This is a genomic window from Enterobacter sp. BIDMC 29, from assembly GCF_019378755.1.
Classification (GTDB): domain Bacteria; phylum Pseudomonadota; class Gammaproteobacteria; order Enterobacterales; family Enterobacteriaceae; genus Enterobacter; species Enterobacter ludwigii.
In genome coordinates, this window is sequence record NZ_CP080000.1 from 2,876,523 (window position 1) to 2,897,564 (window position 21,042).

Here is a 21,042-nt window from a genome sequence, read left to right on the forward strand (position 1 = left end):
ACTTACGCATTCACAATGTGGGTACCGGTCTCACCGCGCAGCGCCGCAGGCAGGCAGTCCGGCGAGGTGATGATCACGCGCTTGCCGCCGTCGTTCAGAAACGCCAGCGAGGCGACGATTTTCGGCAGCATGCTGCCCGCCGGGAAGTGCCCCTCCGCCACGTAGCGTTTCATCTGCGCCACATTCACCGTATCCAGCGCCTGCTGGTCTGGCTTACCAAAGTTGATGCACACTTTCTCCACCCCGGTGGTGATCACCAGCACGTCGGCATGGATCTCGCGGGCCAGCAGCGCGGTCGAGAGATCCTTATCAATCACCGCATCGACGCTCTGGTAATCCCCCTGCGCTGTGCGCACCACCGGAATACCACCACCGCCCGCCCCGATCACCACAAAGCCTTTTTGCGTCAGGGTCTTGATAGCCTCCGCTTCAACGATACGCAGCGGCTGCGGCGAAGCCACCACCCGACGATAACCGCGCCCGGCGTCTTCAACAAAATGCCAGTCAGGATGGGCGTGCTGGAGCGCATCACGCTGCGTCTCACTGAAAAACGCGCCGATAGGTTTGGTGGGATGAGCGAAACCCGGATCGTGTTTATCCACTTCCACCTGCGTGACGACCGTGACCGCTTTTTGCTCGCCGTGGGCGGCCATGCGGTTATTGAGCGCCTGCTGGATCAGGTAGCCGATACCGCCCTGGGTATCCGCCACGCAGTTTGCCAGCGGCGTGAGGGGTAGCCCTTCCCGCTCGTGAGCAATTTCAGCGCGGCGCAGATCCAGCCCCACCTGGGGGCCGTTACCGTGAGTGAGCACGATGTCATAGTCAGACGCCAGCATCTCCAGCACTGACTCTGCAACCAATTTCACGGCCTGTGACTGGTGTTCAATGGACTGACTGGCGTTATCTTTGATAATGCTGTTGCCGCCAATGGCGACGACCATGAGCTCTTTCATAGTGTTTCCTTTGAAATGGTGCGGGGTGAGGACATCAGCCATTATCAGGACTCCGAAACCGGCGCTGCCGCGCTCACCGCGTCGCGGCTATCAAGAAAATGTTTCACCACAAACATGCCCCCCATCATCAGGTAGGCCGTGACAAACATCAGCGAACTGCCTTCGGCAAAGCCAACCACTGGCGCGTGGATCACGCCGAACAGCGCCAGCAACGCCCCAACGGCGGCGGCCACGGCTCCGCGCAGCGGTTTGTTGATGATGGCGAAGATAGCGATGCAGCCCCACAGCATGCTGGCGAGCGGTGCGCCGTTACCCAGATGCACCAGTCCCTGGTAGTAGATACCTTTGCTGTGCAGCACGTCGGTGCCAATTTTCGCCGCACTGGTCCCCGCCGCGCCCATCACGCTGTTCATCATGGTCAGCGCCCAGTTAGCGATCCACGGGAACAGGCAGATGAAGATCACGGGGACCTCCACTTTGGGCGTTTCCCTTACTACCTGGTTGGCGGTCACCACCCCGATAAACACCAGAATCGGCACGATGGCGGTCATCGGTATGATGGCGAGCATAAACGCCCCCAGCCCGAACAGCGGTACGATAAACATGGTCACACCGGAGGCCAGCGTGTAGCCAATGCTGGCCCCCATCGCTTTCCAGCCCGCGTGGCCGACGTAAACCGTCACCGGGAACGGGTTACCCATCAGACACCCGAGCATGGAGGCCAGCCCGTTTGCCAGCATCACCTTGCGGGTCGGGTACTCATCCCCCGCCGCGTGGGCGCTTTCGATGTTTTCCAGGTCAAAAATGTAGTTCGCCAGACCCAGCGGGACGGCAGAGGCCAGGTACGGTAATGCGTGTGGCAGTCCCTTCATAAAGCTGTCGACATGCACTTCCGGCGGGTTAAAGCCAAACGACGACATTGAGGCTTTGATGGCCTCCGGGCTTTGCAGACCAGAGATCCACGCCAGCGCGGTACCGGCAATCAGCAAGAGCAGGCCGGTCGGGATTTTGGCGAAGATCGGCTTTTTACCAAACCAGTTAATAAAGATCAGCAGCAGTACGATGAACGACACGGTAGGTGCCTCAAACGCCTGCAGCATCGGGTTCATCGCCAGCAGCAACAGGCCCAGCCCGGACAGGCACGACAGCAGGACGGTGCGCGGGATCATCTTGCGGATGGTTTCCCCCAGGAACGAACCGCCCGCCAGAATCATCGCCTCCACGAAGCACCACACCAGACCAATCTGGATAGCGAAATCCGCATCACCGGTTTGCTGGTAGACCGGCATCAGCACCAGAAAGGTCACGGTGAAAATTGACGGCGCGCTTGGGCCAGACGGCAGCGCGGTGACATCCGTACGCCCGGTCTGGCGCGCCATCTGCAGGCCAAACCACGCGTAGCAGACGCTCGCGACCAGCACCGCCAGCCCGAAGGCTGGCGCAATGCGTCCATAAACAATCTCCTTCGGGATGCCGACGACAAAAATGAGCAGCCCCATCATGGTCAGCAAATTGGTCAGGTTGTTGGTCATCAACCCGAAATACGCCGCCCAGTCACCTCTTTTCCACTCCAGTTTCATGTTTTTCATGGATGCATGCCTTATAAAAAGTAGCGATCGCGGAAGGTCAACAGCGCCTTTTCAAAACAGCTAAACGGCGGGTGAACGATGCCCGCCCCAATCATGCCAATACCTGCGTCTTTGTGAGCAATGGCGGTATTAATGACCGGCAGAATGCCGCTGCCCGCGACTTTTGTGATGTCAATGGCGGTTGGAATGCCCATAAACGAGAGCAGCGGAATGGTGACGTTCGGGTTTTCACCGAGGGTGATCTCGCGCATCTGACGGGAGAAATCGATGGCTTCATCCACCGTGCCACCCACCAGTGCCACGATCGCCGGGGCTGTGGCCATCGCAAAACCACCGATACCGTAGGTTTCGGTAATGGCGCTGTCGCCAATATCCAGCCCGGAGTCTTCCGGCCTGTAGCCCGCGAACATCGGCCCCATCACCTGCTGCGCCGGGCCGGTGAACCACTGCCCCGGCAGCCCGGAGATGCGCAGGCCGAACTCGTAGCCGTTACGCGCCATGGTGGTGACCACGGTGCTGTACTCAATACCGTGTGCGGCATCCATGGCGGCTTTACACATCGCCATCCACGTCGGGCCGGAGAAGTAATCGCTGCTGGCGACGAACTCAAACACCTCACGCTGCTGTGCCACCGGATACCCGGCCTGAATCAGCCCGGGCGTCAGCGCCTGGATCAGCAGCGTGGTGCCGGCGTTGTTGCGGTTATGACACTCGTCGCCCATGTGCAGCGCCTGGGCCAGCATCAGGCGCAGGTCGATTTCACCGATGATTTTCATGGCATCGCGCAGCATCGGGCCGAGCACGTCACGCATCCAGTTCAGGCGGTCAATAACGCTCTGGTCGTTGGCACCCATGCGCAGGATCTTCGCCATCTGCTCGCTAAGGTTAGTGAACGCCCGGTTGCCGTAGGTTTTGTTCTCAACGATGTGCATAAACATCGATGCCGAAGTGACACCCGCCATTGAGCCTACGCAGTCGTGCTCGTGACAGGGCGAGAAGGTGATCGCCCCTGACGCCGCCACGCGCTCCGCGTCGACGATATCGCGCGCCAGCCCTTCAAACACCAGCGCCCCGGTCACGGCCCCTTTCATTGCGCCACACATGTTTTCCCAGCTGACGGGCGGACCGGCGTGAAGAATGGTGGTGCGGGTCATGCCCGGCACGACGTTGATCGCCTGGTCGTAGCCCACCAGCACCGGATGGGACTGGATAATGCGCTCAAGGGCAATCTTATTGGCGGCGGCGATTTTGTCAGCCAGTGGCGCAAGGGCCAGCTGATCCAGCGCCTCTACAACCTGCAAATTCCCCTGCCCCGGCGGCGTCCAGTCGAGCTGGGTCACGGGGATATGCTGTTTTTTGAGATCCGCACTGAACAGCGCGATACCGACGTTAATCACGTTCAACGGCTGGTTAAATAAGGTCGCCATCAGGCAGTCTCCCCTTTAAAGACAAATTCACGTGCCAGTAATCCGGTGTTGGTGCTGCTGCTCGCCCAGATCACCCCTGCCTCGGTCAGAAGCTGACACTGCTGTGCCAAAGACGGTGAGTCCTGGTCGGTTCCGAGCACATAGCCGAGAATTGCCAGCGGACGGTTATCGGCTTTCGCCGTCGCCTGCGCCTCTTTTATGGCATCAAGCATCACGCCGACCGGATCCTCGTGCGCGCCAAAGCCCAGTACAAAGTCCATCACGATCACCCCCACCTCGGGGTCACGCGCCTCCTGCAACAGGCGGCTGATGCGGTTGGTCGGGTCGATCATCGGGTGCGGTTTGCCGTGGGTGAAATCGTCATCGCCAAAATCAAGGAAGGTGTGGGCTTTACTGACGTTGATATCGTCCAGCCGTTTTGCCGGATCGGGTTGAATGTTGCTGTAGACGTCGTCGAACTTTTCCAGCGCGGCGAACATGGCCTCATCGCACAGGGTGCCGCCGCAGAACAGGCCGCGGATGTATTTCTGCTGGGGTGTCAGCCGGGCACGCACCTCTTCGATCAGTGGCCAGTTCAGCGGATGCAGGTCGAGAGACTCTTTTTTCACCCCCGTTAACAGCACGGCCTTCAGCGCCGCCTCTTTGGTGCCGCGGGCGAACTGCAGGTTGCCTTCATCAGCCGGCGGCTGATGACGACCGAGGAAACAGACCACCACCGGTTTGCGGCAGGTGCGGGCGCGGGCCAGCACTTTTTCTGCCACCGACGGCGCAGGCGGTTTAGAGATGAGGGTAATCACCTGGGTGGCGTCGTCAGCGTCCAGCATCGCGATGGCATCCAGCATCATCAGGCCACCTATCTTTTCGCTCAGATCGCGCCCGCCGGTGCCAATCAGCTGCGACACGCCGCCGCCGAATTCATGGATCCGCACGCTCAGCTCCTGGCTGCCGGTCCCGGACGCCCCGATAATACCGATCGGTCCGCGGCGCACCGCATTGGCGAAGCACAGCCCGGTACCGTTGATAATGGCCGTGCCGCAGTCCGGCCCCATCATCAGCAACCCTTTCTGGTGTGCCAGCTGCTTCAGCGCCAGTTCATCATCAAGGCTGACGTTGTCGGAGAAGAGCATGACGTTGAGATCGTTTTCCAGCGCCTGACGTGCTTCGCGGGCGGCAAACGTGCCGTTTACCGAAATCACCGCCAGGTTGCTCTCAGGACGATGGGTTTTCGCACTGGCAAGGGTGGCATAACGCGCTTCATGGCTCCCGCCGCTCTCCTTGCGGGTGAAAAGCGCTTCGATGGCTGCCAGCGTTTCGTCATTCGCCGCCTCACCTTTAATCACGATCATTAAGTCGCCGTTTTTGGCATCCGCTAATTCCGGCGTTAATAGCCCGAGATTTTTTAAAACGCCTTTGTTCATTTCTGTCGCCATAGCCACAAAAGCCTGCTCAACGCCCGGCAATTTATTGGCCCTGGTGGAAACCGACATCAATGACACCGAGTCAAAATAGGTATTCTTTTTTATGACGATTTTGGTGGGCATTATTTTCTCCTGAATGAGGATAAAAGGGGGCCGCCGTCGTGCAATAGGCACGTCGGTAAAATACTGTCTGATGAGCGACCAGCCGGAAAAGGCTGGCCGAAGGAATTACGCGCCTGCGGCCAGCAGCAGGTCTGCTATCTGGTGGTAGCCTTTTTCCCGCGCCAGTTCGAGCGGTGTTTTGCCGTATTTATCGGTCATGTGCGGATTTGCGCCGTTATCCAGTAACAGCTTTACAATTTCCTGCTGTTTCGCGCCGCCATCGTTGAGGACAATCGCTTCCAGCAGCGGCGTCCAGCCCACGAAGTTGGTGTGGTTGACGTTAATATCGGTTTTCTCCAGCAGCTCGCGCACAATCTCAACGTGCCCTTTCTCGCTGGCAGGCGTAATGCCGACACCACCGAAGCGGGTCAGGCGATCAAGATCCGGGTTGGCGGGTAAGACTATTCGCAGCAGGGTTAAATCATTTGTCAGGCAGCTAATCAGGAAGGGGTTAAAACAGGTCTGATCCTGTTGATCAATATCTGCTCCGGCGGCAATTAAAAATGCCACGCAGTCATAATGTTTTTTCAGGCTGGCAATAATAACGGCCGTTCTTTTCTGGCGTTGAGTGGCATTAATATCGACACCTTTTTCAAGGCAGGCTTTTAGCCCGTCAATATTGCCCTGCTCTGCCGCCAGCAAAAATTCAGTAACGAGTTCGTTCGCAGACATATTCAGACTCCCCATGATGTATTGCTCATGACCTGAGAATAGCAACAGCCTGGTGAGAAAAGAATCCGCTTAAAAATCATTCATCGACAGTCAATTCATTATTGAGTTAAATTCAACAATTCAGCCAAAATGTGCGGCCGTGCAATCTTTTACTTATGTTTTAGCGCTTTTATTCGCCTCAGACAGCATTCTGCTTATGCCTGATGAAGCCTGACATGACGCGGCTCGACGCGAATAATCAGAACTGTGACCGTCGTCATATGCGTTGTAACAGCGCTGTTAAAATATGTTCAAAACTGATGGCTAACAGGAGCCGTAATATGAATTCCATCTTTACTGAAGAGAACCTGCTGGCCTTCACCACGGCGGCACGCTTTGGCAGCTTCAGCAAAGCCGCCACCGAGCTTGGCGTAACCACCTCTGCCATCAGTTACACCATCAAGCGAATGGAGACCGGGCTGGATGTGGTGCTGTTTGTACGCAATACGCGCAGCATTGAGCTGACCGAGTCGGGGTTTTACTTTTACCGTAAAGCGACCGACCTGCTGAATGATTTTCATGCCATCAAGCGCGGGATAGACACCATTTCGCAGGGCATTGAGGCGCGGGTCCGCATCTGCATCAACCAGCTTTTGTACACCCCACGCCATACGGCGCGGCTGCTGCAGGTGCTGAAAAAACAGTTTCCTACCTGCCAGATCACCGTCACGACCGAGGTCTACAACGGCGTCTGGGACTCCATTATCAACAACCAGGCCAATATCGCGATTGGCGCACCGGACACGCTGCTCGACGGCGGCGGCATTGATTACACCGAGATCGGTGCCATCCGTTGGGTATTCGCCATCGCGCCGGAACACCCGCTGGCCTTCGTGCCGGAGCCGATAGCCGAAAGCCAGCTGCGTCTGTACCCCAACATCATGGTGGAAGACACGGCGCACACCATAAACAAGAAGGTCGGCTGGCTGCTGCACGGCCAGGAGGCGATTCTGGTGCCCGACTTCAACACCAAATGCCAGTGTCAGATCCTTGGGGACGGGATTGGTTTTTTACCGGAGTATATGGCCCGCGAGGCGGTGGAGGACGGGCTGCTGGTCACGCGGCGAATCAATAATCCGCGTCAGGATTCACGCATGCTGCTTGCCACGCAGCATGCGGCGACCGGCCAGGTCACGCGCTGGATCAAACAGCAGTTTGGTCCACAGGGCGTGCTGACCGGGATATACAGCGATCTATTGTGGCGCGCTTAGTTTTTGCTTTGCACCCAAAACGCGTGAATAAGACCAGGGATGTAGCCCAGTAAGGTCAGAACGATGTTAATGATAAACGCCCAGCCAAACCCTTTGCCGAGCAGCACGCCCAGCGGTGGCAGGATAATAGTAAAGACAATACGCCAAAAACCCATAACGACTCCGTGCAAGCTAACCAATTGAAAATACAAAAGAGAACATTCTCTAAGCGTAGCCAGTTTAACGGCCTGCGCCATCTCTTTATCGCCCTTTTACCCTCTTTTACGCTTTTGACACTGGCTTAATCCTCCCCATTAGTTTAGAGTTTACTTAATTAAGTAAAGACTAAACTAATATGACTGAACTCGAACAACTTCAGGCCAGTGCCGGACAGGCCGCAGCCCTGTTAAAAGCGATGAGCAATCCGCGTCGGTTGCTGATCCTCTGCATGCTGTGCGGTACGCCGGGTACCAGCGCGGGCGATCTGGCGCGGGCGACGGGGCTTAGCCCATCCGCCACGTCACAACATCTGGCGCGTATGCGTGAAGAGGGGCTTATCGACAGCACCCGTGAAGCGCAGCGCATTCTGTATTTCATTAAAAACGATGCGGTGCATCAGCTGATCAGCACCCTGAAAAGCCTCTATTGCCCGTAAGGAGCCACCATGTCACTACCGCTCATTTCACCCCAGCAGGCCAATGCGCTCGTTGCTGAAGGTGCAAAACTGATCGATATTCGCGATCCCGACGAATATGCTCGCGAGCATATTCCCGCCGCCCGGTCCGTGCCGCTGGACACCTTACCCGGCGGGCTTGAGACGCACGCGGGCGAAACGGTGATTTTTCACTGCCAGTCTGGCGCCCGGACATCCTCGAACGCAGCCCGCCTTGCTCAGGCTGCCGCGCCTGCTCAGGCTGCCGCGCCTGCTCAGGCATTTATCGTTGAAGGCGGAATTCAGGGGTGGAAGCAGGCTGGGTTGATCACGCAGGAAGACACATCACAGCCGCTGCCGTTGATGCGCCAGGTGCAAATTGCCGCCGGGCTGCTCACCCTGTGCGGGGTCGTGCTGGGCTTTACGCTCTCCAGCGGCTTTTTCCTGCTGAGCGGCTTTGTGGGTGCCGGGCTGCTGTTTGCCGGGCTGACCGGGTTTTGCGGAATGGCGAGACTGCTGAAAGTGATGCCCTGGAACCGGCGTACCTCGTAAGCAGTAATCGGTGAAATACGCTGTACCCGGCATCAGACGTGGGCTAAGGTGAAGATCATTGAAACGATGAGGAGGTAGTATGTTTTCTGTCGGTGATTATGTGCAACCGCGTAAAGGCGGCCCAAAACTGAAAGTACTCGAAGTGAACGGCGATAGCGTTGTGGCGGTTCAGGCCAGCAATGAGCAAGGCGAGAAATTTACCCTGAAGGCCGCAGACCTGGCCCTGTATACCGAAGAGGGTGATTTCGGCGTCTGCTAAACAGGCAACCGGGCGGTGTCTTCCGCCCGGCTCATGGATTAAATCAGAAAATCATCCAGTGATTTACCGTTTGCCAGTGCATTAGCAATAGGCTTTGGCGTACGTCCCTGACCGGTCCATGTTTTCTCTTCACCGTTGAGATCAATAAAGCGATATTTCGCTTCACGCGGTTTACGTTTTTTCGCTGGCTTACCGGCCTGCGCCATATCTGAACCGAGGAGATCGGACGGTGAAATACCATCAGCTTTCATCAGTTCCAGCAGGGCATTAATTTTTTCCTGCTGCTCAGCGCGTTGTTGCTCTAATTCCGCCAGCTCACTCCGTTTCTCTTCAGCAACGACCCTGACTTTTTCCAGCATTTCTTCAAGAACGTCCAGGGATAATTCACGCGCCATCGCACGCAGAGTTCGGATATTATTAAGATTCTGTAACGTCAAAGACATATATTTGAAAACCTTTTCTTTAGGGTAAATCGAAAAATCGACAAGAGAATAATTCATTTCGCCTGGAATATCTACCCGCGGGCACGTCTTGCTAAAAATGTAAATGTTTTAAAATATCGCGTTTAATAATATCGGCGGATAACTGTCGGTACCGCCGGATTCAATCTTTATCTCAGTATAAACGGTTAGATTTAATCCAAATCAAAGCATGCCGCACTGTCGTCGTTCGGGCAGAACGTTCGCTTCGGCACGCTTAAGATCAACAGATTGATTTACATACAAAAACTGACGGCAGGGACAGATTATAACGAACCGAACAAAAAACACGCAATTTTAGAGAATTTTGTGGACAAAACGCGACTAAATAAAAATTAATAACTAGTTGTTAGTTCAAAGGCAGAGATATACGCTATACACGACCGACAAACCAACCTAAAGCACTAACCGCTGAGGGAAAATCGTTTCTATTGTGTTCTTCTCAAGGAGTTCAGACATGTTCTCACCGCAATCTCGCCTGCGCCATGCGGTAGCGGATACCTTCGCGATGGTTGTTTACTGTTCCGTCGTGAACATGCTGATCGAAATTTTCCTCTCCGGAATGTCCTTTGAGCAGTCACTTTCTTCTCGTCTGGTGGCAATTCCGGTCAACATTATTATTGCGTGGCCTTACGGATTATACCGCGATGCGGTCATGCGCTTTGCGCGTCGTATTAGCCCGTCAGGGTGGGTGAAAAACCTCGCCGACGTTCTGGCATACGTGACGTTCCAGTCGCCGGTTTACGTGGCTATTCTGCTGACAGTGGGCGCAGACTGGCATCAAATCGTCGCAGCGGTCAGTTCAAATATCGTGATTTCAATGCTGATGGGTGCGGCGTATGGCTATTTTCTCGACTATTGTCGCCGCCTGTTTAAGGTCAGCCAGTACAGCCAGGCCAAAGCATGATGTGAGGCGACTGGCGAATGCCAGTCGCAGATTTACTGTACTTCGCCAAACAGTCCTTTCAAAAACCGCTCCAGCGCCATACGCGAACTGAAGCCATGCGGAATACCATAATGTTCATGCGTTTCACCACCTAAATACAGTGGGAATTGCTGATAATGATCGCAGGTTTTAATATCCGAGGCAGGCTCAGCAAATGACAAACTTCTGTCTTTCAGCGTCGGGTGAATAATGAGAGCGGTACGTCCCATTCTTGCTTCACGATTAACGTAAACATAATTCTCGCCACGGCGATATCCATACGCTTTTGATGTCACCTCATCCATGGTGAATCCCTCTTTTTCAAGAACGCGCGCCACCTCATCAGGTCGTAAATACATATCTTTTCCTCGTTATCTTTTCCTGCCCGGCAACCTTACAGTATTCAGCATTAGCAGGGCTTTCAGAATATTCCATAAACTGCCAGATAACGCGTGACGCGCTTCAGATATTAAATTTCTGGACTAAACTAAACGGGAACGCAAAATTACGGAGGATCGTATGTTTAACAGACCGAACCGAAACGATATTAACGACGACACGCAGGATATTCGTAACGATGTCAGCCAATTAGCGGACTCGCTGGAAGAAGTGCTGAAATCCTGGGGTTCCGGTGCGAAGGACGAAGCGGATGCCGCAAAACGTAAGGCTCAGTCTTTGCTACGTGAAACCCGCGCCCGCATGAATGGGCGTTCGCGCACCACGCAGGCTGCCTGCGATGCCATCAGCTGCGCCAATACCTTCGTTCGCGAAAAACCCCTCTGTACGCTTGGTACGGTAGCCGCGGTGGGTATCTTCGTGGGGGCGCTGCTTAGCCTGCGTAAATAGTCGTCTCAGCCTGTCCGAATCCGCCCCGGTCGCGTCAGCCCCGGGGCTTTTCTTTGCCTGCGCGCCTGAAAAAGCCGTACAGCCCGCCCTGCCCCGCTGTGCTCATCATTGGGGCCATATCAATCTGAAATTCCCATATCTTGTATGGTTGAAACTTACGACAACTACATCTAGTATTCCCTTTAGCAAGATACACACAACCTGACGCGATGATTCGCGCCGCTCTCTCATTTTAAATGGAAATACGAATCATGAGCATTATTATTTACACTCGTAACGATTGTGTTCAGTGCCACGCGACAAAACGTGCAATGGAAAGCCGTGGAGTGGCCTTTGAGATGGTGAATATTGACCTGCAGCCCGAAGCTGCCGATACCCTGCGGGCGCAAGGTTTTCGCCAGCTGCCGGTCGTCGTCGCCGGGGAGACCAGCTGGTCCGGCTTTCGCCCCGACATGATTAACCGCCTCGCCGCCCAGGCCGCCAGGGCATGAGTGGGCTGGTCTACTTCTCCAGCAGCTCGGAAAACACGCTCCGCTTTATTGAGCGCGTCGGGCTGCCTGCGATACGTATCCCGCTTAACGAGCGGGAACGGATCCGGATAGACGCCCCCTACATTCTGGTGGTCCCGAGCTATGGTGGAGGTGGCACCGCGGGGGCCGTGCCTCGCCAGGTGATCCGCTTTCTCAACGATCCCCACAACCGACAGCTTATTCGCGGCGTTATCGCGGCGGGCAATCGCAATTTCGGCGATGCCTTTGGCCGTGCCGGGGATGTCATTTCTCAAAAATGCGGCGTGCCGTATCTCTATCGTTTTGAACTGATGGGGACACAGCAGGACGTAGAGAACGTGCGTAAAGGAGTGAACGAATTTTGGCAACGACAACCGCAGAACATGTAATTCAGGCGACACCGGATTACCACGCATTAAACGCGATGCTGAACCTCTATGACCGTGAGGGGCACATTCAGTTTGGCAAAGATCATGAGGCGGTGGAGGCGTTTATCGCCACCCACGTCCGCCCCAACAGCATGACCTTTGCAAGCCAGAATGAACGTCTCGATTATCTGGTCAAGGAAGGCTATTACGAAGAGCGCGTGCTGGCCCGGTACGATCGTGCCTTTGTGGAGACGCTGTTCGGGCAAGCCCATAGCCGCGGTTTTCGTTTCCAGACGTTTCTTGGCGCATGGAAGTTTTACACCAGCTATACCCTGAAAACATTCGACGGCAAACGCTATCTTGAAAGCTTCGAGGACCGCGTGGTGATGGTTGCCCTGACGCTCGCGCAGGGCGATGAAATGCTGGCAGAACGCCTGATGGATGAGATGCTCTCCGGCCGTTTCCAGCCCGCCACACCGACCTTTCTCAATTGCGGAAAAGCCCAGCGCGGCGAGCTGGTCTCCTGCTTCCTGCTGCGCATCGAAGACAATATGGAGTCGATTGGTCGCGCGGTGAATTCGGCGCTGCAGCTCTCTAAACGCGGCGGTGGTGTGGCATTTCTGCTGTCGAACCTGCGTGAAGCCGGTGCGCCAATTAAGCGCATCGAAAACCAGTCCTCCGGCGTGATTCCGGTCATGAAAATGCTGGAAGATGCTTTCTCGTATGCCAACCAGTTGGGGGCGCGTCAGGGCGCGGGGGCGGTCTATCTCCACGCGCACCATCCGGATATCCTGCGCTTCCTGGATACCAAACGTGAAAACGCCGATGAAAAAATCCGCATTAAGACCCTGTCGCTTGGGGTGGTGATTCCGGATATTACCTTTGCACTCGCCAAAGAAAATGCCGAGATGGCGCTCTTCTCGCCCTACGACATTGAGCGTATTTACGGGAAAGCGTTTGGTGATGTGGCGATAAGCGCCCTGTATCACGATCTGGTGGCCGACGATCGCATTCGTAAGAAGTACATTAACGCCCGCGATTTCTTCCAGACGCTGGCCGAAATTCAGTTTGAGTCCGGCTATCCGTACATCATGTATGAAGATACGGTCAACCGTGCGAACCCGATTGCCGGGCGAATCAATATGAGCAACCTCTGCTCCGAGATATTGCAGGTGAACAGCGCATCCACGTATGACGAAAACCTGGACTACGCCGACATCGGCAAAGATATCTCCTGTAACCTCGGGTCGCTGAATATTGCCCACACCATGGATTCCCCCGATTTTGGCCGCACGGTGGAGACCGCCATTCGTGGGCTGACCGCGGTATCGGACATGAGCCACATCCGCAGCGTGCCGTCGATTGAAGCCGGTAATGCCGCCTCGCACGCCATCGGCCTTGGGCAGATGAACCTCCACGGCTATCTGGCGCGGGAAGGTATCGCCTACGGTAGCCCGGAAGGACTGGATTTCACCAACCTCTATTTTTACATCATTACCTGGCATGCGCTGCATACCTCAATGATGCTGGCGCGCGAGCGTAACCAGCGCTTTGCGGGCTTTGAACAGTCGCGTTACGCCAGCGGTGAGTACTTCAGGCCATATCTGGAAGGAGACTGGCAGCCGAAAACCGACAAAGTGCGCCAGCTGTTTGCCGATGCCGGGGTTCTCCTGCCTACCCGCGAGATGTGGCAGCAGCTGCGGGACGATGTGATGCGCCACGGCATCTATAACCAGAACCTGCAGGCCGTACCGCCAACCGGGTCAATCTCTTACATTAACCACGCCACGTCGAGTATCCACCCGATTGTGTCAAAGATTGAGATCCGCAAGGAAGGTAAGACCGGGCGCGTTTACTATCCTGCCCCGTTTATGACCAACGACAATCTGGCCCTGTATCAGGACGCGTATGAGATTGGTCCTGAGAAAATTATTGATACCTACGCCGAGGCGACAAAACACGTGGATCAGGGGCTGTCGCTGACACTCTTCTTCCCGGACACCGCCACCACGCGTGACATTAACCGGGCGCAGATTTACGCCTGGAAGAGAGGGATCAAAACCCTCTACTACATTCGCCTGCGCCAGCGTGCGCTGGAAGGCACCGAAATTGAAGGCTGCGTGTCCTGCGCGCTGTAAGGAGAAAGGATGAAACTGTCACGCGTGAGTGCCGTTAACTGGAATAAAATTCAGGATGATAAAGACCTGGAGGTGTGGAACCGCCTGACCAGCAACTTCTGGCTGCCGGAAAAAGTCCCGCTTTCAAACGATATTCCGGCCTGGCAAACCCTCAGCCACGCCGAACAGCAGCTGACGATCCGTGTGTTCACCGGTCTGACGCTGCTGGACACCATTCAAAATACCGTCGGTGCCCCTGCGCTGATGGCCGACGCGCTGACACCTCACGAAGAGGCGGTGATGTCGAACATCAGCTTTATGGAGGCGGTCCATGCCCGCTCCTACAGCTCGATTTTTTCGACGCTGTGCCAGACCAAAGATGTGGACGCGGCGTACACCTGGAGCGAAGAAAGCGAGTCATTGCAGCGAAAGGCCAGCCTGGTGCTGGAGTATTATCAGGCCGACGAACCGCTGAAGAAAAAAATTGCCAGCGTGTTTCTCGAATCCTTCCTGTTCTATTCGGGCTTCTGGTTACCGATGTACTGGTCGAGCCGCGGCAAGCTGACCAACACCGCCGATTTAATTCGCCTCATCATTCGTGATGAAGCCGTACACGGGTACTACATCGGCTATAAATATCAGAAAGGGCTGGAGAACGTCAGCGAAGAAAAGCGCGAAGCGTTAAAAGGTTTTGCCCTCGATTTGCTGATGGATTTGTACGAGAACGAACTGAGTTATACCGAAGAATTGTACGCCGGTACCGGTTGGGAGGAGGAGGTAAAAGCGTTTCTTTGCTACAACGCCAATAAAGCGCTGATGAATCTCGGCTACGAAGCGCTTTTCCCGCCGGAAATGGCCGACGTGAACCCGGCGATCCTGGCGGCACTGTCACCCAACGCCGATGAAAACCACGATTTCTTCTCCGGGTCTGGTTCGTCGTATGTGATGGGCAAAGCGGTGGAGACCGAAGATGAGGACTGGGATTTTTAATGCGCGGGTTAACGTTCATTAATTTAATATAATTCTAACAATTTCCTCCCTAATATTTCACGGGCAACTACACTGTAATTCCCCGTTCATATTCGCCTGAATCACTCCGATTCAGGCGAAATTTCGCTGCGCAAAAGCAAAAAATTCAGAAAAATTCTAACCACGCTCAGCCCTTTACTCATGGGAAATTCAGCCGTTTCGCTTACGGTAAAATTCCTGCCATAAGCAAACCCAGGGTTGTCTCAGATTCTCAGTATGTTAGGGTAATGCCAGTTAACTATTTACCATGGTAATGATATCGACATAAACAAATAACAGGACACTCTCTATTGCATGGCAATTAAATTAGAAGTGAAAAATCTTTATAAAGTATTTGGCGAGCATCCTCAGCGCGCATTCAAATATATTGAGAAAGGCCTTTCAAAAGAGCAAATTCTGGAAAAAACCGGGCTGTCGCTTGGCGTTAAAGACGCCAGTCTGGCCATTGAAGAAGGCGAGATTTTTGTCATCATGGGATTATCCGGTTCGGGTAAATCCACTATGGTTCGCCTTCTCAATCGCCTGATTGAACCCACCCGTGGACAGGTGCTGATAGATGGCGTTGATATCGCCAGAATATCAGAGGCTGAACTTCGCGAGGTGCGCAGAAAGAAGATTGCAATGGTGTTCCAGTCATTCGCGCTGATGCCGCATATGACGGTGCTGGATAATGCCGCCTTTGGCATGGAATTAGCGGGCGTTACCGCTAATGAACGTCAGGAAAAAGCGCTGGATGCATTACGTCAGGTGGGCCTCGAGAATTATGCGCATGCCTACCCGGATGAGCTTTCCGGCGGGATGCGCCAGCGTGTCGGATTAGCCCGCGCATTAGCCATTAACCCAGACATTTTATTAATGGATGAAGCCTTCTCGGCACTCGATCCATTAATTCGCACCGAGATGCAGGATGAGCTGGTAAAATTACAGGCTAAACATCAACGTACCATTGTTTTTATTTCCCACGATCTTGATGAAGCCATGCGTATTGGTGACCGTATTGCCATTATGCAAAATGGTGAAGTGGTGCAGGTCGGCACGCCGGATGAAATTCTGAATAATCCGGCCAATGATTATGTGCGCACCTTCTTCCGCGGCGTGGATATTAGTCAGGTCTTTAGTGCGAAAGATATCGCCCGTCGTTCACCGAACGGTCTTATCCGCAAAACACCGGGCTTTGGTCCGCGCTCTGCACTGAAACTGTTGCAGGATGAAGATCGGGAATACGGTTATCTGATCGAACGCGGTAATAAATTTGTTGGCATTGTTTCCATCGACTCCCTGAAAACCGCACTCAGCGAAAACCAGGGCATTGATGCGGCGGTTATCGACTCCCCGCTTGCCGTGGACGCCGAAACGCCGCTCAGCGAGCTGCTCTCTCACGTTGGTCAGGCCCCGTGTGCCGTACCGGTAGTCAGTGAGGAACAACAGTACGTCGGCATCATCTCAAAACGCATGTTGCTGCAGGCTTTAGATCGCGAGGGGACAAACAATGGCTGATCAATCTAACCCGTGGGGAACCACCGAGGCGGCGGACAGCGCTGCTCAATCTGCCGATGCGTGGGGCTCTTCCACGCCTGCGCCAACCGATGGCGGCGCGGCGGACTGGCTCAACAGTGCACCGGCTCCTGCGCCAGAGCACTTCAATATTATGGATCCGTTTCATAAGACGCTGATCCCGCTGGATAGCTGGGTCACGGAGGGGATCGACTGGGTAGTGACTCACTTCCGTCCGGTCTTCCAGGGGATCCGCGTACCGGTGGATTACATCCTGAACGGTTTCCAGCAGCTGATGCTCGGCATGCCCGCGCCGGTCGCTATTGTGCTCTTCTCCCTGATTGCCTGGCAGTTTGGCAGCGCCGGCATGGGTGTCGCCACGCTGATCTCACTGATAGCCATCGGCGCGATTGGCGCCTGGTCGCAGGCAATGATCACCTTAGCGCTGGTGCTCACCGCCCTGCTCTTCTGCGTCGCTATCGGTCTGCCGATGGGGATCTGGCTGGCGCGCAGTCCGCGGGCGGCGAAGATTATTCGTCCGCTGCTGGATGCGATGCAGACCACCCCTGCGTTTGTCTACCTGGTGCCGATCGTGATGCTGTTTGGTATCGGCAACGTGCCGGGCGTCGTGGTGACCATTATCTTCGCCCTGCCGCCGGTCATTCGTCTGACGATACTCGGGATTAACCAGGTACCGGCCGATCTTATCGAGGCGTCGCGTTCATTTGGTGCCAGCCCGCGCCAGATGCTGTTTAAAGTTCAGCTTCCGCTGGCGATGCCAACCATCATGGCGGGTGTTAACCAGACGCTGATGCTGGCCCTCTCCATGGTGGTGATTGCCTCAATGATCGCCGTCGGCGGACTGGGTCAGATGGTGCTGCGCGGCATTGGTCGTCTTGATATGGGACTGGCCACCGTGGGCGGCGTCGGCATTGTGATCCTCGCCATTATCCTTGACCGCCTGACGCAGGCTGTCGGTCGTGATTCACGCAGTCGCGGCAACCGTCGCTGGTATAGCACCGGCCCTGTCGGGTTAATCACCCGCCCATTCAGAAAATAAGGAACAACGATGCGACATCGCGTACTTTTTGCCACAGCGTTTGCCACCCTTGTCTCCACCAGCACGTTTGCTGCAGACCTGCCGGGCAAAGGCATTACCGTGCAACCGGTGCAGAGCACCATTTCAGAAGAGACCTTCCAGACGCTGTTAGTCAGCCGCGCGCTGGAAAAACTGGGCTATACGGTCAACACCCCAAGTGAAGTGGATTACAACGTGGGCTACACCTCGATTGCCTCCGGTGATGCCACCTTTACCGCCGTCAACTGGCAGCCGCTGCACGACGATATGTATGCCGCCGCCGGCGGGGATAAGAAATTCTACCGCGAAGGCACCTTCGTGACCGGCGCGGCGCAGGGGTACCTGATCGACAAGAAAACAGCCGACCAGTACCACATCACCAATATCGAGCAGCTGAAGGATCCGAAGATTGCCAAACTGTTCGACACCAACGGTGACGGCAAAGCTGACATGATGGGCTGCTCGCCGGGCTGGGGCTGTGAGGCGGTGATTAATCACCAGAACAAAGCCTTTGACCTGGCGAAAACGGTCGACGTCAGCCACGGTAACTACTCGGCGATGATGGCCGACACCATTGCCCGCTTCAAAGAGGGTAAACCGGTTATCTATTACACCTGGACACCGTACTGGGTGAGCGACGTGCTGAAGCCGGGGAAAGACGTGGTGTGGCTGCAGGTGCCCTTCTCTTCCCTGCCGGGCGAGCAGAAAGATATCGACACCAAACTGCCAAACGGCATGAACTATGGCTTCCCGGTAAACACGATGCATATCGTTGCTAACAAAACCTGGGCTGAGAAAAACCCGGCGGCAGCGAAGCTGTTCTCGGTGATGAAACTGCCTCTGGCGGACATCAACGCCCAGAACGCAATGATGCACGCGGGGAAATCGTCCGAAGCTGACATCAAAGGCCACGTGGATGGCTGGATCAAAGCCCACCAGCAGCAGTTTGATGGCTGGGTAAAAGAAGCGATGGACGCGCAGAAGTCATAAGAGCCCTTCAGACCTGCCCTCTCCCCACGGGAGAGGGTGAACTCCCCTAAACCGCACAATCCAGCACGTAACAATCCCACCACATTCACAATCATTCGCTATTATGGTTCACGGAAAAATAATCACTTAACTCACGATTCCTGAACCTGATGACTAAAACAACTCAAGGGCTTAGCCCGGCACTCATCCTTTTAATGTCCGTGGCAACGGGTCTGGCAGTCGCCAGTAACTACTACGCGCAGCCACTGCTCGATACCATCGCCCGCGCATTTAACCTTTCTGCCAGCTCAGCTGGCTTTATTGTCACCGCCGCGCAGCTTGGCTATGCCGCCGGGCTGCTTTTCCTCGTGCCGCTGGGCGATATGTTTGAGCGTCGGATGCTGATTGTCTCCATGACCTTGCTGGCTGCAGGCGGGATGCTGATCACCGCCAGCAGCCACTCGTTAACGATGATGATTATCGGCACCGCGTTAACGGGTCTGTTCTCCGTCGTGGCGCAGATTCTGGTTCCGCTCGCCGCCACTCTCGCCTCACCGGAAAAGCGCGGCAAGGTGGTGGGAACAATCATGAGCGGCCTGCTGCTGGGGATTTTGCTGGCGCGGACCGTCGCCGGGCTGCTGGCGAGTCTTGGTGGCTGGCGTACCGTGTATTGGGTGGCGAGCGTACTGATGGCCGTGATGGCGCTTGCTCTGTGGCGCGGGCTGCCAAAGGTGAAGCAGGAAAATCACCTTAATTATCCGCAGCTTCTCGCCTCCGTTTTCAGCCTCTTCACACACGATAAACTGCTGCGTACGCGTGCGTTGCTGGGCTGTTTGACCTTCGCCAACTTCAGCATCTTATGGACCTCAATGGCGTTTCTGCTGGCCGCACCGCCGTTCAATTATTCCGAAGCGGTGATTGGTCTGTTTGGTCTGGCGGGCGCTGCGGGAGCCCTGGGCGCGCGTCCGGCGGGCGGACTGGCGGATAAAGGCAAATCCCATCTGACGACCTCTGCCGGGCTGGTTCTGCTCCTGCTCTCCTGGGCAGCCATCTGGTATGGCCATACCTCTGTACTGGCGCTGATCGTCGGTATTCTGGTACTCGACCTCACCGTGCAGGGTGTGCATATCACTAACCAGACCGTCATCTACCGCGTGAAGCCAGAGGCGCGTAACCGCCTCACGGCCGGATACATGACCAGCTATTTTATTGGCGGCGCAGCGGGTTCGTTAATTTCAGCCTCGGCGTGGCAGCATGCCGGTTGGTCAGGCGTGTGCGGGATAGGGGCAATCGTCGCCGCGCTGAATCTGCTAGTATGGTGGCGTGGGTACCATCGCCAGGATGTAATTAACTAAGTTTTACATTGCTTTGGGCCTCTTAGGGTGTAAAGGGGCCCTGCAGTCTGTTAATGTAAACGTAATCATTTATCCCAGAAATTTTAATGTGGGTGACATATTTTCTACCGGCATGAATAGTTCAGACCCCCGTCCTCACATCCTCTCTTCCGCGGGTTCACTCCCAACGCTCTCTGTGCTCACCGGGTCACGGACTTACCCGGCGCTTTCTGATGGTGACATAAGTTTGGCGGATATAACCGCACAAATAATTCATTTACATTATTTGTCACTATCGTTACTATATCGGCTGTAATTAATGAGGTTATGCCCAAATGGATAGTTCGTTTACGCCCATTGAACAAATGCTTAAATTCCGCGCCAGTCGTCATGAGGACTTCCCGTATCAGGAGATCCTGCTGACCCGCCTGTGCATGCACATGCAGGGTAAGCTACTGGAAAATCGTAATAAAATGCTGAAAGCTCAAGGGATTAACGAGACGTTGTTTATGGCGTTAATTACGCTGGAGTCTCAGGAAAATCACAGCATTCAGCCGTCAGAGCTGAGCTGCGCGCTGGGTTCATCCCGTACTAATGCCACCCGTATTGCCGATGAACTGGAAAAACGCGGCTGGATTGAACGCCGTGAAAGCGATAACGATCGCCGCTGCCTGCATCTGCAGCTGACCGACAAAGGTCACCAATTCCTGCGTGAGGTGCTGCCACCTCAGCATAATTGCCTGCATCAACTGTGGTCTGCCCTCAGCACCACCGAGCGCGACCAGCTTGAGCACATTACTCGCAAGCTGCTGACCCGTCTGGACCAGATGGATGAAGACGGCGCTGTTCTAGAGGCGCTGCGCTAACGCGACAACACGCTCAACAATCCCAGACTCATAAGAAAACCGACAGGCCAGCACGTCACACTGCTGGCCTTTCTGACAACAGCTCGGCTCAGCCGATGTGAAAATAAGAAGATCG

At 55.1% G+C, this 21,042-nt stretch carries 23 protein-coding genes; 15 read left to right on the forward strand and 8 right to left on the reverse strand.

The window, feature by feature from the left end; genetic code table 11:
• Positions 1-2: 2 nt before the first annotated feature.
• The 5 genes from JTA15_RS12435 to JTA15_RS12455 form a co-directional block, all read right to left on the reverse strand.
• Entirely contained in the window at positions 3-953 is a 951-nt protein-coding gene (locus JTA15_RS12435) for a carbamate kinase family protein (RefSeq protein WP_025203405.1), read from the reverse strand.
• A gap of 44 nt (positions 954-997) precedes the next feature.
• Positions 998-2,542: a xanthine permease gene (locus JTA15_RS12440; protein WP_219372355.1), complete on the reverse strand. Its 1,545-nt coding sequence runs from the start codon at positions 2,540-2,542 to the stop codon at positions 998-1,000.
• Positions 2,543-2,553: 11 nt separating this feature from the next.
• Positions 2,554-3,969, reverse strand: coding sequence for a DUF1116 domain-containing protein (locus JTA15_RS12445; RefSeq protein ID WP_219372356.1), 1,416 nt, complete (start codon positions 3,967-3,969; stop codon positions 2,554-2,556).
• Positions 3,969-5,510, reverse strand: coding sequence for an acyl-CoA synthetase FdrA (fdrA, locus tag JTA15_RS12450; RefSeq protein ID WP_219372357.1), 1,542 nt, complete (start codon positions 5,508-5,510; stop codon positions 3,969-3,971). The genes JTA15_RS12445 and fdrA overlap by 1 nt, the downstream gene beginning before the upstream one ends.
• 105 nt (positions 5,511-5,615) lie before the next feature.
• Entirely contained in the window at positions 5,616-6,221 is a 606-nt protein-coding gene (locus JTA15_RS12455) for an ankyrin repeat domain-containing protein (protein ID WP_020883872.1), read from the reverse strand.
• 320 nt (positions 6,222-6,541) lie between these two features.
• Between JTA15_RS12455 and JTA15_RS12460 the strand changes: the two genes are divergently transcribed.
• Positions 6,542-7,471: a LysR substrate-binding domain-containing protein gene (locus tag JTA15_RS12460; protein WP_020883871.1), complete on the forward strand. Its 930-nt coding sequence runs from the start codon at positions 6,542-6,544 to the stop codon at positions 7,469-7,471.
• On the opposite strand, the gene JTA15_RS12465 is transcribed toward JTA15_RS12460, so the two are convergent.
• The gene (locus JTA15_RS12465; RefSeq protein WP_032678825.1) at positions 7,468-7,626 is read right to left on the reverse strand and encodes a YqaE/Pmp3 family membrane protein; all 159 of its coding nucleotides are present in this window, start codon (positions 7,624-7,626) and stop codon (positions 7,468-7,470) included. The genes JTA15_RS12460 and JTA15_RS12465 overlap by 4 nt on opposite strands.
• 179 nt (positions 7,627-7,805) lie before the next feature.
• Between JTA15_RS12465 and JTA15_RS12470 the strand changes: the two genes are divergently transcribed.
• The 3 genes from JTA15_RS12470 (at position 7,806) to JTA15_RS12480 (ending at position 8,913) form a co-directional block, all read left to right on the forward strand.
• Positions 7,806-8,105 (forward strand): helix-turn-helix transcriptional regulator, encoded by a 300-nt coding sequence (locus JTA15_RS12470; protein WP_020883869.1) that lies wholly within the window; start codon positions 7,806-7,808, stop codon positions 8,103-8,105.
• 9 nt (positions 8,106-8,114) lie between these two features.
• On the forward strand, positions 8,115-8,654 hold the full coding sequence (locus tag JTA15_RS12475; RefSeq protein ID WP_219372358.1) for a rhodanese family protein: 540 nt from the start codon (positions 8,115-8,117) through the stop codon (positions 8,652-8,654).
• Between the two features lie 79 nt (positions 8,655-8,733).
• A complete protein-coding gene (locus JTA15_RS12480) occupies positions 8,734-8,913 on the forward strand; it encodes a hypothetical protein (RefSeq protein WP_014171310.1) in 180 nt (59 codons plus the stop codon).
• Positions 8,914-8,951: 38 nt separating this feature from the next.
• On the opposite strand, the gene stpA is transcribed toward JTA15_RS12480, so the two are convergent.
• Positions 8,952-9,356 (reverse strand): DNA-binding protein StpA, encoded by a 405-nt coding sequence (gene stpA, locus JTA15_RS12485; RefSeq protein WP_020883867.1) that lies wholly within the window; start codon positions 9,354-9,356, stop codon positions 8,952-8,954.
• Between the two features lie 493 nt (positions 9,357-9,849).
• On the opposite strand from stpA, the gene alaE reads away from it, so the two are divergent.
• On the forward strand, positions 9,850-10,299 hold the full coding sequence (gene alaE, locus JTA15_RS12490) for an L-alanine exporter AlaE (RefSeq protein ID WP_047366126.1): 450 nt from the start codon (positions 9,850-9,852) through the stop codon (positions 10,297-10,299).
• Between the two features lie 32 nt (positions 10,300-10,331).
• Here the strand turns inward: alaE and JTA15_RS12495 are convergent, their stop codons facing one another.
• A complete protein-coding gene (locus JTA15_RS12495; protein ID WP_219372359.1) occupies positions 10,332-10,676 on the reverse strand; it encodes a DUF2002 family protein in 345 nt (114 codons plus the stop codon).
• Positions 10,677-10,836: 160 nt separating this feature from the next.
• Here JTA15_RS12495 and JTA15_RS12500 point away from each other — a divergent pair, with 160 nt between their 5' ends.
• The 10 genes from JTA15_RS12500 (at position 10,837) to emrR (ending at position 20,927) form a co-directional block, all read left to right on the forward strand.
• Entirely contained in the window at positions 10,837-11,163 is a 327-nt protein-coding gene (locus tag JTA15_RS12500) for a DUF883 domain-containing protein (protein WP_014171314.1), read from the forward strand.
• 251 nt (positions 11,164-11,414) lie between these two features.
• On the forward strand, positions 11,415-11,654 hold the full coding sequence (gene nrdH, locus JTA15_RS12505; protein ID WP_020883865.1) for a glutaredoxin-like protein NrdH: 240 nt from the start codon (positions 11,415-11,417) through the stop codon (positions 11,652-11,654).
• Positions 11,651-12,061 (forward strand): class Ib ribonucleoside-diphosphate reductase assembly flavoprotein NrdI, encoded by a 411-nt coding sequence (gene nrdI, locus JTA15_RS12510; protein WP_219372360.1) that lies wholly within the window; start codon positions 11,651-11,653, stop codon positions 12,059-12,061. Before nrdH ends, nrdI begins: the two co-directional genes overlap by 4 nt.
• Positions 12,034-14,178, forward strand: coding sequence for a class 1b ribonucleoside-diphosphate reductase subunit alpha (nrdE, locus tag JTA15_RS12515; protein WP_219372361.1), 2,145 nt, complete (start codon positions 12,034-12,036; stop codon positions 14,176-14,178). The genes nrdI and nrdE overlap by 28 nt, the downstream gene beginning before the upstream one ends.
• 9 nt (positions 14,179-14,187) lie before the next feature.
• Entirely contained in the window at positions 14,188-15,147 is a 960-nt protein-coding gene (gene nrdF, locus JTA15_RS12520; protein ID WP_020883863.1) for a class 1b ribonucleoside-diphosphate reductase subunit beta, read from the forward strand.
• Between the two features lie 333 nt (positions 15,148-15,480).
• Positions 15,481-16,683, forward strand: coding sequence for a glycine betaine/L-proline ABC transporter ATP-binding protein ProV (gene proV, locus JTA15_RS12525; RefSeq protein ID WP_020883862.1), 1,203 nt, complete (start codon positions 15,481-15,483; stop codon positions 16,681-16,683).
• Positions 16,676-17,740, forward strand: a complete 1,065-nt coding sequence (proW, locus tag JTA15_RS12530; RefSeq protein WP_014171320.1) for a glycine betaine/L-proline ABC transporter permease ProW — start codon at positions 16,676-16,678, stop codon at positions 17,738-17,740. Before proV ends, proW begins: the two co-directional genes overlap by 8 nt.
• Positions 17,741-17,749: 9 nt before the next feature.
• A complete protein-coding gene (gene proX, locus JTA15_RS12535) occupies positions 17,750-18,748 on the forward strand; it encodes a glycine betaine/L-proline ABC transporter substrate-binding protein ProX (protein WP_025203399.1) in 999 nt (332 codons plus the stop codon).
• A gap of 149 nt (positions 18,749-18,897) precedes the next feature.
• The gene (locus JTA15_RS12540; protein ID WP_014171322.1) at positions 18,898-20,082 is read left to right on the forward strand and encodes an MFS transporter; all 1,185 of its coding nucleotides are present in this window, start codon (positions 18,898-18,900) and stop codon (positions 20,080-20,082) included.
• A gap of 314 nt (positions 20,083-20,396) precedes the next feature.
• Positions 20,397-20,927 (forward strand): multidrug efflux transporter EmrAB transcriptional repressor EmrR, encoded by a 531-nt coding sequence (emrR, locus tag JTA15_RS12545; RefSeq protein ID WP_014171323.1) that lies wholly within the window; start codon positions 20,397-20,399, stop codon positions 20,925-20,927.
• Positions 20,928-21,042: the final 115 nt, after the last annotated feature.